This is a genomic window from Tropicimonas sp. S265A, assembly GCF_049800835.1.
Taxonomy (GTDB): Bacteria; Pseudomonadota; Alphaproteobacteria; order Rhodobacterales; family Rhodobacteraceae; genus Dinoroseobacter.
The window spans coordinates 134,506-147,636 of record NZ_JBNAFU010000005.1; the positions used below are offsets into that span (position 1 = coordinate 134,506).

General features: G+C 62.6%; 13 protein-coding genes. 4 read left to right on the top strand and 9 right to left on the bottom strand.

Going from position 1 to position 13,131, the window contains the following annotated elements; genetic code table 11:
• The first annotated feature begins 153 nt into the window (after positions 1-153).
• Positions 154-309, top strand: coding sequence for a hypothetical protein (locus tag ACP15N_RS13690; RefSeq protein WP_425092872.1), 156 nt, complete (start codon positions 154-156; stop codon positions 307-309).
• Positions 310-404: 95 nt separating this feature from the next.
• Here ACP15N_RS13690 and ACP15N_RS13695 read toward each other — a convergent pair whose 3' ends face one another.
• The 9 genes from ACP15N_RS13695 to ACP15N_RS13735 form a co-directional block, all read right to left on the bottom strand.
• A complete protein-coding gene (locus ACP15N_RS13695) occupies positions 405-3,359 on the bottom strand; it encodes an error-prone DNA polymerase (RefSeq protein WP_425092873.1) in 2,955 nt (984 codons plus the stop codon).
• An 89-nt stretch (positions 3,360-3,448) separates the two neighbouring features.
• On the bottom strand, positions 3,449-3,925 hold the full coding sequence (locus ACP15N_RS13700) for a hypothetical protein (protein ID WP_425092874.1): 477 nt from the start codon (positions 3,923-3,925) through the stop codon (positions 3,449-3,451).
• Positions 3,925-4,419, bottom strand: a complete 495-nt coding sequence (locus tag ACP15N_RS13705; RefSeq protein WP_425092875.1) for an RNA pyrophosphohydrolase — start codon at positions 4,417-4,419, stop codon at positions 3,925-3,927. The genes ACP15N_RS13700 and ACP15N_RS13705 overlap by 1 nt, the downstream gene beginning before the upstream one ends.
• Before the next feature lie 16 nt (positions 4,420-4,435).
• Positions 4,436-5,770: a S41 family peptidase gene (locus ACP15N_RS13710; RefSeq protein WP_425092876.1), complete on the bottom strand. Its 1,335-nt coding sequence runs from the start codon at positions 5,768-5,770 to the stop codon at positions 4,436-4,438.
• 42 nt (positions 5,771-5,812) lie between these two features.
• Positions 5,813-6,940 (bottom strand): murein hydrolase activator EnvC family protein, encoded by a 1,128-nt coding sequence (locus ACP15N_RS13715; protein WP_425092877.1) that lies wholly within the window; start codon positions 6,938-6,940, stop codon positions 5,813-5,815.
• Positions 6,937-8,463, bottom strand: a complete 1,527-nt coding sequence (gene gpmI, locus ACP15N_RS13720; protein WP_425092878.1) for a 2,3-bisphosphoglycerate-independent phosphoglycerate mutase — start codon at positions 8,461-8,463, stop codon at positions 6,937-6,939. The genes ACP15N_RS13715 and gpmI overlap by 4 nt, the downstream gene beginning before the upstream one ends.
• An 89-nt stretch (positions 8,464-8,552) precedes the next feature.
• The gene (rlmH, locus tag ACP15N_RS13725) at positions 8,553-9,023 is read right to left on the bottom strand and encodes a 23S rRNA (pseudouridine(1915)-N(3))-methyltransferase RlmH (protein ID WP_425092879.1); all 471 of its coding nucleotides are present in this window, start codon (positions 9,021-9,023) and stop codon (positions 8,553-8,555) included.
• Between the two features lie 18 nt (positions 9,024-9,041).
• Entirely contained in the window at positions 9,042-9,413 is a 372-nt protein-coding gene (gene rsfS, locus ACP15N_RS13730) for a ribosome silencing factor (protein ID WP_425092880.1), read from the bottom strand.
• A gap of 150 nt (positions 9,414-9,563) precedes the next feature.
• Positions 9,564-10,166 carry an SOUL family heme-binding protein gene (locus tag ACP15N_RS13735; protein ID WP_425092881.1) on the bottom strand — a complete coding sequence of 201 codons (603 nt, stop codon included), beginning with the start codon at positions 10,164-10,166 and terminating at the stop codon, positions 9,564-9,566.
• Positions 10,167-10,495: 329 nt separating this feature from the next.
• Between ACP15N_RS13735 and leuC the strand changes: the two genes are divergently transcribed.
• The 3 genes from leuC to leuD are packed head-to-tail and all read left to right on the top strand — an operon-like array spanning position 10,496 to position 13,127.
• On the top strand, positions 10,496-11,902 hold the full coding sequence (gene leuC, locus ACP15N_RS13740; protein WP_425092882.1) for a 3-isopropylmalate dehydratase large subunit: 1,407 nt from the start codon (positions 10,496-10,498) through the stop codon (positions 11,900-11,902).
• 38 nt (positions 11,903-11,940) lie between these two features.
• The gene (locus ACP15N_RS13745) at positions 11,941-12,480 is read left to right on the top strand and encodes an HdeD family acid-resistance protein (protein ID WP_425092883.1); all 540 of its coding nucleotides are present in this window, start codon (positions 11,941-11,943) and stop codon (positions 12,478-12,480) included.
• A gap of 41 nt (positions 12,481-12,521) precedes the next feature.
• Positions 12,522-13,127, top strand: a complete 606-nt coding sequence (gene leuD, locus ACP15N_RS13750) for a 3-isopropylmalate dehydratase small subunit (protein ID WP_425092884.1) — start codon at positions 12,522-12,524, stop codon at positions 13,125-13,127.
• The last annotated feature ends 4 nt before the right edge of the window (positions 13,128-13,131 follow it).

Genomic DNA, 13,131 nt, shown 5'->3' on the forward strand with positions numbered 1-13,131 from the left:
CCCATTTGGGAACAGGATGGGCGATTTCATGCGCCACGGCAATGATCCCCACACAGGAAGTTCGCGCCTGTGTGAACTGCTTAACAGACGGTGAATAACACAACCTGTAGGGTGAGTCGCATTAAGGATGTTCATCGCCGACAGGATTTTCAAATGCCCCATGCTGAGATTACTGCTTTTGTTGTTTTTGCGGCTTTGATGTCCGGCGTTCTGGAAAATGGCCAACCCCTGCTTGTCGATCGCACCGCGCATGTCGCCAAGCAAACTCTCACAGACTCCACCACAGACTGGCGTTCCGTCGATTACTGAGTTCGGGCAGTACGTCCCCCTACGCACTGGTAGTGCACACACACTCACGAACAAAGACCACCACGGATCCGGGCGGGAACACCCGGGCCCCAAGGTCAGGGCGATCTTGAGACTGCTGGCTGTAATCGCACCCGGCTTGCAAGATCAGGGTCGCCCTGACCCGGGGTCAAGAGATGGCGCAGCAGCGCCATGGGATGCGCACGCAGGCTCATGCGCATGGCGACGAAATCTTCCACCACTTCCTCGCCAAGGCTCATTGGAGGCAGCGTGACGGGCGGCTCTTGCAGTCCTTCTCCTTCCAGATCTCCCCTAAAGAGTGGGAGGGGCGCATCCCCTTTTATTGCACGTGCCTCCCAAAGGGCCTGCCGCCGGGTCAGGCCGAGCCCGGCAAAAGCGTCGGCTTCAGCCAGACGGGCGATCTGCAACGGTGGAAGGCCCGCGCGCCGCCACAGGTCGGCCACGTCACGATAGCCATTACCACGGGCCGCAGCGATCCAGTTGACCTCGTCCTGCGCCATGCCCTTGATCTGCCGAAACCCAAGCCGCAGCGCCAATCCCCCGCGCCCGTCAGGTTCCATCACGTTGTCCCAATAGCTTGCATTGATACAGACCGGGCGCACAACCACGCCGTGTTCGCGGGCATCCCGGACGATCTGCGCCGGGGCATAGAACCCCATGGGCTGTGCGTTCAGCAGGGCACAGGCGAAAATGCCCGGATGATGATGCTTGATCCATGAACTGGCATAGACCAACAGAGCGAAACTGGCGGCGTGGCTTTCGGGAAAGCCGTAGCTTCCGAACCCTTCGATCTGCGAAAAGCACCGCTCGGCAAAGTCCCGGTCGTAGCCGTTTTCGGCCATGCCGCGCAGGAACCGCATGCGAAACTCGCTGATATTGCCCCGTTTGTTGAAGGTCGCGAGCGACCGGCGCAGGCGGTCTGCCTCGGACGGGTCAAACCCCGCCCCGAGGATCGCGATCTGCATGGCCTGTTCCTGAAACAAGGGCACGCCGAGCGTTTTGGCGAGCACGCGGCCCAACTCATCCGAAGGAAATGTCACCTCCTCCTCGCCATTGCGACGGCGGATGAAGGGGTGGACCATGTCGCCCTGAATCGGACCCGGGCGGACGATGGCCACCTGAATGACCAGATCATAGAAACAGCGTGGGCGCATCCGGGGCAGAAAGTTCATCTGCGCCCGGCTTTCGACCTGAAACACCCCGACACTGTCGGCCCGGCACAGCATGTCGTAGACGCGGGCATCCTCGGGCGGCAGGGTCGCGAGCGTGTAGTCCAGACCGTGATGCTGCTCCATCAGGGCGAAGGCCTTGCGGATGCAGGTGAGCATCCCCAGGGCAAGGATGTCGATCTTGAGGATGCCCAGACTGTCGATATCGTCCTTGTCCCAGCAGATGACGGTGCGATCCTCCATCGTGGCGTTTTCGATGGGCACCAGATCATCCAGACGACCTTCGGTGATGACAAACCCGCCGACATGCTGGGACAGGTGCCGGGGAAAGCCCTGTATTTCGTAGATCAGCTCGATGGTCAGGCGCAGGCGACGGTCGGTGGGGTCCAGACCGATTTCGCGCAGCCGCTCTTCCTCGATCCCGCGAACCGAACCGAAGCCCCAGATCTGCGAGCTGAGCGCGGCCAGGGTGTCTTCGGTCAGGCCCATGGCGCGCCCGACCTCGCGCACGGCGCGCTTGCCGCGGTAGTGAATGACGGTGGCGCACAGGCCCGCGCGGTGGCGGCCGTAGCGTTCGTAGATGTGCTGGATCACCTCCTCACGGCGCTCATGTTCGAAATCCACGTCGATATCGGGCGGCTCGTCGCGGGCCTCCGATACGAAGCGTTCAAAGACCATCGTGCCGATCTCGGGGCTGACGGAGGTGATGCCAAGCGCGAAACAGACGACAGAGTTTGCGGCGGAGCCGCGCCCCTGGCACAGGATGTCACGCGACCGGGCAAAGGCCACGATATCGCGGACGGTCAGGAAATAGGGCGCGTAGCCAAGCTTGCCGATCAGCCTGAGTTCGTGATCCGCCATGGCCTGCACGCGGTCGGGCACGCCCGCCGGATACCGCCACTGCAAGCCATCCGTGGTCAGCCGCGCCAGCCGGTCCTGTGGCGCCTCGCCATCCTGGACCTCCGACGGATAGTCATAGCGCAATTCCGACAGGCAGAACGTGCAGCTTGCCGCCACCTCCCCCGCGCGGGTAACGGCGTCTTCGTGCCCGGTGAAGAGGCGCTGCATCTCCGCTTCGGAGCGCAGGCGCTGTTCGGCGTTGGCCGCCGCCGCGCGCCCCAGATCATCGACGCGCGTGCCGGTGCGGACCGCCGTCAGCACATCGGCCATCCGGCGGCGGCGAGCCACATGCATGCGCGGCGCGGCGGAGGCCACGGTCGGGATGCCAAGATCTGCGGCAAGTGCGGCGAGACGATCGAACCGCGCAGTGTCCCGCCCATCATAGACCGGGGCCATCAGCAGGCTGAGGCAGGGACCAAAGCGGCGCGCCAGCCGTTGCGCCTGTGAGTGCCATGCCCCCGCGCCGCCCGTCTGCGGCAGCGCCTGTGTCGGCGCGTGCAGGAGGATCTGGCACGCGTCGAGCCCGTCAAGAACGTCTTGCAGGGTCAGATCGCAATCCCCTTTCGGCGCCCGCCGCCGCCCGAGGGACAAGAGACGCGAGAGCCTGGACCACCCAGAGCGGGTTTGCGGCAAGACGGTCAGGGTCAGCCCATCGGTCAGGCACAAGCGCGCAGCCGGGATCAACCGCGGCACGCATGTCAGGTTGGCCCCGATGCGCGGCGGCGGATCGGGATGCTGCGGACCAATCGGGCCATCGCGCGCCTCCAGATCCGCGCGGGCCGCCACCAGACGGGCGATTTCCTTGGCCTGCGTATAGGCGCGGACAATACCCGCGACCGTGTTTTCATCGGCAATCGCAAGCGCAGGCAGGCCCAGAAGACCCGCCCGATCCATGTACTCCTCCGGGTGGGACGCCCCCGTCAGAAAGGTGAAATTCGACAGCGCAGAGAGTTCGGCAAACATGTGTGGCAGCAAGTTTGTTCTACTTTTGTTCCAATTTAGGGCGCGACTGTTCCGATGGCGAGTCCTTTTGCAGGATCAGTGATCCGGTTCTACTGACGCGGCGGCATGGCTGTCTCACACGCACCACCCGTCACACAGGCGCTCAGCCGGGCAAGATCGGCCTCGGACGGGTCAGAAAACGCAGCAGTCCCACATGGGTCCAACGGAACGTGCAGCCCGCTGTCGGAGACCTCTGCAAAGAGCAAAACCTCGCCAGAGGCGAGGGCACCGCACCAGTTCGCGTAACAGACGGACCGCAAGGTGATGTCGAGCGTCACCGCCGTATCACCGGGAAACGTCCGCCCGCGGAATCGCGCGGGAACGTCGATGTCCGTAGGCATCTGAAGCCCCATGATCCCGCTGCGCTGAAACGCGGACGCATCAAACGTCACCTCGCCCTTGAGAACGACGCTCGTTCCGCCGCGTTCCTGCCAGCTGCGCACCATATCCGGCCGCAGACAACTCAAGGCATGGACAGGCGTCGCCGCATGGACCGCGAGAAGTAGGGCGAGCAGTGCGCGCCTCATCAGTCCGCAACGGCCAGGATGTCCGCGAACTCCGCAAACACCGCCGCGTAGACCTCGCGCTTGAAGGGTACGATGGCCTCCAGCACCACGGCTGGCTCCAACCAGCGCCACTGGTTGAACTCGGGGATCTCGGTTTCTATGTCGATGTCGGCATCATTGCCCAGAAACCGCAGCAGCACCCATTTCTGCTTTTGCCCTTTGAACCGGCCCTTCCAAATGCGCGGAACGATGTCGTGGGGAAGGTCGTAAGTGATCCAGTCAGCGGTCTCGGCAACGACGGCCACCTGATCCGGCTCTACCCCGGTTTCCTCGGTCAGTTCACGCAAAGCCGCGTCGCGCGGGGTCTCGTCCGCGTCGATTCCCCCTTGCGGCATCTGCCAGGCAGGCACGTCGCTGTCGATGCGCTGCCCAGCAAAAACCCGCCCGCGCTTGTCCATGAGTACCACGCCGACACAGGGCCGGTAAGGCAGGCGCGCGATGTCCTCGGGCGTCATGACGCGGACGGGTTTATCAGTCTTCCGGCCCAAGCGCGTTCAGCCCCTTGAGGATGTCGATCGCATAGGCGAGTTGATAGTCGTCATCGCGCAGTTCCGCGGCATCCTCGGCGGCTTGCTGTTCCTTGAGAAGCTGCTGGCGCTCATCCTCGGAAATCGAATCATTGTCGAGAGAACCACGCAGGTCCGCTTCCGAGCGGCCCGGGCGCTGTCCTTCCTCGTCATCTTCGGTCTCGGGGCGGCGGGGCGGCTGGGCCACCACGATGTCAGGCGAGACGCCGAGTGCCTGAATGGAGCGTCCCGACGGCGTATAATACCGTGCGGTGGTCAGGCGCATGGCCCCATCCCCGCGCAGAGGCACGACCGACTGCACCGACCCCTTGCCGAAACTCTTGGTGCCGATGACGATGGCGCGGCGATGATCCTGCAGCGCCCCTGCCACGATCTCTGACGCGGACGCAGATCCGCCATTGATCAGCACGACGATCGGCTTTCCATTTGTGAGATCGCCTTCGACAGCGTTGAAGCGTTCGCCATCCTGTGGGTCGCGCCCGCGAGTGGAAACGATCTCGCCCTTGTCTAGGAAGGCATCGGACACCTTGATCGCCTGCGTCAGCAATCCGCCCGGGTTGTTACGCAGATCGATCACAAACCCGTTCACCGCGTCCATGCCGCCTGCGGCTTCGACCTCTTCCGCCAGTTTTTCCTCAAGGTTGGGATAGGTCTGGTCGTTGAAGGTGGTCAGACGCAGCACAACGGTCTCGCCAACGGTGCGGGCCCGAACGGCGGTCAGGCGGATGGTGTCGCGGGTGATGGTAACGTCAAACGGCTCATCGGTGCCTTCGCGGACCACGGTGATGATGATGTCCGACCCGACCGGGCCACGCATCATGGTGACGGCCTCGTCCAGCGTCAGACCGAGAACCGACTCGCCATCCACGTGGGTGATGAAGTCCCCGGCTTCGATCCCGGCCTCGGCGGCCGGCGTGTCATCGATGGGCGAGACAACCTTCACGAACCCGTCTTCCTGGGTGACCTCGATACCGAGCCCGCCGAATTCGCCACGCGTCTGCACCTGCATGTCGCCGAAGTCCTTCGGCGCGAGGTAACTGGAATGCGGATCAAGCGAGGTCAGCATCCCGTTGATGGCCGCTTCGATCAGCTCGCCCTCGTCCACATCCTCGACATACTGTGCACGGATACGTTCAAAGATATCTCCAAACAGATCCAACTGCTCGTAAACCGACGTCTTGCGTTCCGCCTCCTGGGCGACAAGCGGGCCTGCCACCTGCGTCGTCAGAAGAACGCCAGCCACCGTGCCGCCCAACGCGGCCATCACGAATTTCTTCATCTGCGTTTTTATCCCTATCAAACCTGATCCGAGGAGACGGCCTTATTCCGATGGGATCGCGTCGGTTACGAACCATTCGGCCGGGTCCACGGGTTCGCCGTTATGCCTTAGTTCCATATAAAGCGTCTCTTTTCGGGTTTGACCACCTTCAGTTCGGTCAAATGCCGGTGTAGTGCCCCCCATCAGGCCCAATGGCGCGCCCTCCGGCACGACCTCGCCCGCTTGCACATAAAGGTTCTCGATCCCCGCGAGGATCAGAAGATACTCCGCCTGTGGTTCAAGAACGATCACATTGCCGTAGTCGAGCAGGGTACCGACGTACCGCACGGTCGCAGCGGAAGGCGTGGTGACAAGTGCCTGCCCCGAGGCCGCGATCACCCAGCCGGGGCGCACAACACCTGCCAGATCCGGCTCGTCAAACCCGCGCAGAGGCAAGCCAGACAGGGGCAGGGGCAGACGGCCCTTTGCCACCTCGAAGGCGGGTCCTTCGACTGTTGGCAGCTCCAACGCGGCCAGACTGTCCGCAAATTCGCGCAAGGATGTGCTGGAAGCCGAAAGCACCCCGAGCAAGACCGGGTCAGCGGCAGGACCGTCCGGCAAGCGCACGCGCTCGGCAACCACGGCCGCAAGCTGCGCACGGGCTGTCTGGATGTCGGTCAAACCCTGTTCAAGGCGGTCTTCCGCCTGCGACTGAACCGCGCGGACGTCTTCTAGCTCTGTCAGGCGGGCGTTCAAACGCTCTGCCTCGGCCGCGACGGCAGGTGTGACCTCGGACACCATCATGCCTGCACGGGCCAGTCCAAGCGGTCCTTCGGGATGGATCAGCAAGACCGGGTCCGGCGTGCGGGAAATGGTCTGCAACACACCCAGCAACTCGGCAAGACGCGCCTGTTCCGCAGCGAGCCCATCCAATATCGCCGTTTCGCGGATCACCGCCGCGCGCGTGCTCTCGCGGATCGCCGCCAGACCCGCCTCGAACCCCCGCACGGCTTCCGTCAGGGCTGCAACCCTGTCCGGCGCGGTCGGTGCCGCCTCCAGCAAGGCGCGCGCACGGTCCAGTTGCCCCACCGCATCATCCGCGCGCGCCACCGCATCCCCGGGCGCTTGCGCCATCACAGGCGACGCACCCAGACACGTCAGGACGGCAATCAGGCGAATAGCGGCTCTCATCGCGTGATCAAACTCTCGCCTGTCATCTCGGGCGGTTTCGGCAGCCCCATGAGTTCCAGAAGGCTGGGCGCGAGGTCTGCAAGACGCCCACCATTGCGCAGGCCCGCACCGTCCGGCCCGCCCACAAGGATCACCGGTACCGGGTTCAGGGTGTGGGCCGTATGCGGCCCGCCCGTCTCCGGATCGACCATGGTTTCACAATTACCGTGATCGGCGGTGACAATCATCGCTCCACCTGCTGCCCGGACCGCTGCGACGGCTTCACCCAGTCCGCGATCCACCTCGGCGCAGGCGGCCATGGCGGCTTGCAGATCGCCGGTATGGCCGACCATGTCGGGGTTGGCGTAGTTCACGACAATCAGGTCATATCCCGCCTCGATGGCGGCAACGAACTTCTCGGTGACTTGAGGCGCACTCATTTCCGGCTGAAGGTCATAGGTGGCCACTTTGGGCGATGCAGGCATGAAGCGGTCCTCGCCCTGCTCGGGCACTTCCTGCCCACCGTTCAGAAAGAACGTCACGTGCGGATATTTCTCCGTTTCGGCCAGCCGGTACTGCCGCTTGCCCTGCAACGCGACCCAATGGCCCAGCGTGTTGACGATCTCTCGCTTCGGGAACACCGTGGTCATGTAGGTGTTGTGGCTGTCGGAATACTCGACCATGCCAAGCAACGCAGCGAGCGCCGGGCGCGGTCCGGTGTCGAATGCATCAAACCCCGGCGCCCCGATCGCTTGCAGGATTTCGCGGGCGCGGTCTGCCCGGAAGTTCAGGCAAAAGACCCCATCTGCGTCCTGCACGCCGCCATAATCTCCGATCAGGCAGGGATCGAGGAACTCGTCCGTTTCCCCACGGGCATAACCTGCGGCAACCGCGTCGGCCGGGGTGGCGGCGCGGTGTTCGGCGGTTCCGTCGATAATCGCGTGGTAGGCTTTGGAGACCCGTTCCCACCGGTTGTCTCGATCCATTGCGAAGTAGCGCCCCGTGACAGAACCGATCCGCGCCACATCAGGCAGGCGCGCGGCCAGGTCGGGCACAAACGTGTCGGCGGATTTTGGGGCAACGTCGCGCCCATCGGTTATTGCGTGGACGATCACAGGAACGCCCGCGTCGGCCACAGCCTGTGCAGCGGCGAGAATATGGTTGGTATGTCCGTGAACACCACCATCGGACGCAACACCCAGCAAATGCGCAGTCCCGCCGGAACTCTTGAGCGTCGCGATGAAATCCAGCAAGGCAGGTTCCTTGGCAAAGGTGCCCTCCTCCACCGCCAGGTCGATCTGGCCGAGGTCCATTGCGACGACGCGGCCTGCGCCGATATTGGTGTGACCCACCTCGGAATTGCCCATCTGGCCCCGTGGCAACCCGACATCCGGACCGTGCGTGATCAGGGTCGCGTTCGGGCAGTCCGCCATCAGTGCGTCCATCGTCGGTGTTTCGGCCAAGGCCGGGGCGTTGGCGGATGTATCAGCGTTCAGCCCCCACCCGTCGAGGATACACAGGACTACGGGTTTTGCGGCACGCATCGACCTCTCCATCGTCATTTCGTGCTGTGCCTAGCGCGCCGACGCAGCGACCGGAATAGGGTTTTTCGAAAAACAGCGGAAAGTGGCAGCTAGTCCCGGTGGTAAGGCGCGCCAGACAAGATGGAGGCCGCGCGGTACAACTGCTCGCCCAGCATCACGCGCGCCAGCATGTGCGGCCAGACCATCTTGCCGAAAGACAGCGTGAAATCGGACCGCGCCACCAGTTCAGGCAGCAACCCGTCCGCCCCCCCGATCAGGAATGCGGCGTCGCTCCGGCCCGTGTCGCGCCATCGTTCCAGTTGGGCGGCGAACTCGGGCGAGGTCAGCGTGCGCCCCCGCTCGTCCATGGCGCAAACGACGCCCCCGGAAGGAACCGCGCGCTCCAGCAGCGCGGCTTCCGCAACAGCGCCGCCGCCCTTGCGGTCCTCTACCTCGAACACGCGAGCCGGGCCAAGCCCCAAGCCCCGCCCGGTTCTGTCAAAACGTTTCAGATAGTCGTCGAGCAAGTCTCGTTCGGGACCGGCCCGCAGCCGGCCCACGACGCATAGCGTGATCTTCATATCAGCGGGTGGGACAGGTCAGGCTTGCGCGCCCGGCGTCATCCACATTTTTTCCAGCTGATAGAATTCGCGCACTTCGGGCCGGAACACATGAACGACCACGTCGCCGGTGTCGATCAGGACCCAATCGCCCTGGTCCTTGCCTTCGACCTTGGCCAGACGTCCCAGATCGGACTTGAGCCGGTCGATCAGTTTTTCCGAGATCGCCGCAACTTGGCGCGTCGAGCGGCCAGAGCAGATCACCATGTGGTCGGCCATGCTGGACTTCCCGGCAAGATCGATTGCCACGATGTCTTCGGCCTTGTCATCTTCGAGGGAAGAGATCACCAACGCGAGGATATCGTCGCTCTGGTCGGTGGAAACGGGCTTCAGCCCCGGGGTTCTGGTCACAGCGGAGACCCCAACCGCGTTTTCAATGTGAGACAGATGTCTGTCCTCCTGACAACACGCCGAACAGACCCCGACGCCGGGTTGCTTCTAAAGTAGCACCGAATATCGGATTTCTCAACGGGCTTGCCGTTGCGTCCTGGCCCACCCTGCTCAGTTGAGGACGAGCGCGACCTCGTTCCGCCGGTTCCACGGCAGCGTGAATGGCCCGTCATAGAAGTAAAAGCGTGGCGACCCGGTCGCTTCGAGCCCGTGCGCGGCAGCAAAGGCCCGCAATTCCAGTTCTTTCTGGGTCAGTATGTCATCCGTCCAACGCCCGGAAAATTGCACGACCACCTGATCCTCGGGTGTCGTCTCTCGCAAACGGATCGCCGGGCTCATGGGTTGCGGGAGGTTTTCCAGCGTGTAGGTGCTTGGCATATTGAAGGTCACAACCCACAGGCCACGGTCATCATCATCCGCAGACTGCTGCGCGACGGGCGTGGTCATGGCGACCTTTGCATCCTGCACATTTCCACCGAAGATATAGTCCGCCAGCACGCGAAATCCGCGGCTGATCGCTTGTTCTCGCTGACCCTCGACCGTCACCTCAGCCACGATTTGCGTGCCATAACTGCGGCGCTCGAAGTCGCCTTTCTTGACCGTCACTTCGTAGGCCGGTGTTTCATAGCCCCGATACATCTGCGCGTCCGCACCAACCGACACGGCCGCAGCCAGAAGTGCTGCCATCAAACCAATATTCAAACCACGGATCATCTGCCGGAGGCCTCGTTTTCTACGATCTTAGTAGTAGGGATACGAAGGGATATTGTGTTTGGATCACAGAAAACCACCCCGACCGGGTGCGACAAACCATCAGGGGCCCTACGCGACCGTTTTTCAGGGGGTCCGAGGTTGATCTTGCGGCATCGCGCCAGCGGTAGTATCTGCACGCCATGGTCAGATTATTCGATATCTCGGACGCGGCCCGACTCCCTTGGCGCTTTTTCGGCGCCCGGCGGTCCGTGCGCGCGCATCTATAAGCCGCCCGGCCGCCCGTACGGGCCTGTTTTGGGACATCGCACACCATCTCCGGGAGAGGACACATGACCGGTAAAACGCTCTATGACAAAATCTGGGACGCCCACGTCGCCCACGAAGCCGACGACGGCACCTGCCTTCTGTATATCGACCGCCACCTCGTGCATGAGGTGACAAGCCCGCAGGCCTTTGAAGGACTCCGCATGGCGGGCCGCACGGTGCGGGCACCCGACAAAACGATCGCAGTGCCGGACCACAACGTGCCCACGACGCTGGACCGCGCCAACGCCGCCACGATGACCGAAGACAGCCGAATTCAGGTCGAAGCTCTGGACAAGAACGCCAAGGATTTTGGCATCCACTATTATCCGGTGTCCGACATCCGGCAGGGTATCGTGCACATTGTCGGCCCGGAACAGGGTTGGACCCTGCCCGGCATGACGGTGGTCTGCGGCGACAGCCACACGGCGACACACGGTGCGTTTGGCGCGCTGGCGCACGGGATCGGCACCTCTGAGGTGGAGCACGTCCTGGCCACCCAGACGCTCATCCAGAAGAAATCCAAGAACATGAAGGTGGAGATCACCGGCAAGCTGCGCCCGGGTGTTACCGCCAAAGACATCACCCTGTCCGTTATCGGGGCCACCGGCACGGCAGGCGGCACCGGCTATGTCATCGAGTATTGTGGCGAAGCCATCCGCGATCTGAGCATGGAAGGCCGGATGACGGTCTGCAACATGGCGATCGAAGGCGGCGCACGCGCCGGGCTGATCGCGCCAGACGAAAAGACCTATGAGTATGTCAAAGGCCGCCCGCACGCCCCCAAGGGCGCTCAGTTCGAAGCCGCGCTGAATTGGTGGAAAACGCTTTACTCCGACGACGATGCGCAATGGGACAAGGTCATCACGATCAAGGGTGAGGATATCGCCCCGGTCGTGACCTGGGGCACCTCGCCTGAGGATGTCCTGCCGATCACCAGCACGGTGCCAGCTGCCACGGACTTCACGGGGGGCAAGGTGGAGGCCGCACAACGCTCATTGGAGTATATGGGGCTGGAACCCGGCACACCGCTGAGTGAAATCCAGATCGACACCGTGTTTATCGGCTCCTGCACCAACGGTCGGATCGAAGATCTGCGAGCCGCGGCCGAAATCCTGAAGGGCAAGAAAATCAAGGAAGGTCTGCGCGCGATGGTCGTGCCGGGCTCGGGCCTTGTGCGTGCTCAGGCCGAGGAAGAAGGTCTGGCAGACATCTTCAAGGAAGCCGGGTTCGAATGGCGGCTGGCGGGATGTTCCATGTGCCTTGCCATGAACCCCGATCAGCTGAAACCGGGTGAACGCTGTGCTGCAACGTCCAACCGGAACTTCGAAGGCCGTCAGGGCCGCGGGGGGCGCACGCACCTTCTCAGCCCGGCCATGGCGGCAGCGGCGGCTGTCACCGGCAAGCTGACCGACGTTCGAGAGATGATGTAAGCGCCTCGCGAAGGCCCGGAAAATCAGGGGATGAGAAAATGAAACCTTGGCTCAAATGGGTGCTGCTTGGCGTCCTTTCTATCGCGTTTGGGCTGTTTGCGCTTGGCAACTCGGTTGCCGCGTCAATCGCCGTGACAACCTTGACGGGCGCGCTGTTTCTGGTGGCTGGCGGGGTGCAGATCCTTGCCGGGTTCAGCGCGGAGAGCACGTCCAGCAAGGTATTCACGATCGCCATGGGCGCGCTTGCGGCATTTCTGGGCGTCTCGTTCATGTTCAACCCGCTTCAGGGCGCGATCTCGTTGGCGCTGCTCATTACCCTCCTTCTGGCCGCCGGCGGCATCGCCCGGATCGTCTTTGCGCGCCAGATGAAGGACACGCAGTTCTTCTGGCCGATGTTGATCTCTGGGGCCCTCTCGATCCTGCTGGCGGGTTACATTCTCGCGAATTTCGGAACCGCTTCGGTGCAGCTTCTTGGCGTGCTGCTCGGAGTGGAGTTCCTGTTTAACGGCATCAGTTTCATCGTGTTGGGGTTCTTCCTCAAGACCCACCCCGAACTGGCCAAAATGCTCAAGAAATGACGACCACATGCACCTTTTCGTGGTCAATGGAGACATGAAAGATGGATAAATTCGAAACACTGACCGGCGTGGCCGCACCGATGCCGCTGGTCAATATCGACACCGACATGATCATCCCGAAACAGTTTCTCAAGACGATCAAACGGTCCGGCCTCGGCGTGAACCTGTTCGACGAGATGCGCTATAATCAGGATGGTTCGGAAATCCCGGACTTCGTGCTGAACCAGCCGGCCTACCGGAATGCCGAAATCCTCGTCGCCGGTGACAATTTCGGCTGCGGGTCTTCGCGCGAGCACGCCCCTTGGGCGCTTAAGGATTTCGGGATCAAGTCGATCATCTCGACCTCGTTTGCGGATATCTTCTACAACAACTGCTTCAAGAACGGCATCCTGCCCATCGTCCTCCCGCAGGATCAGGTCGAGATCCTGATGGAAGACGCGCGCAAGGGCGAGAACGCGCGCGTCACCGTTGATCTGATCAACCAGACCGTGACCACTTCGGATGGCCAGAGCTTCGCGTTTGAGGTCGATGCATTCAAAAAGCACTGTCTTTTGAACGGTCTCGACGACATTGGGCTGAGCATGGAAAAGGTTGCCGCCATCGACGCGTTCGAACAAAACGCCACCCAGGCCCGTCCCTGGGTGTAACAAA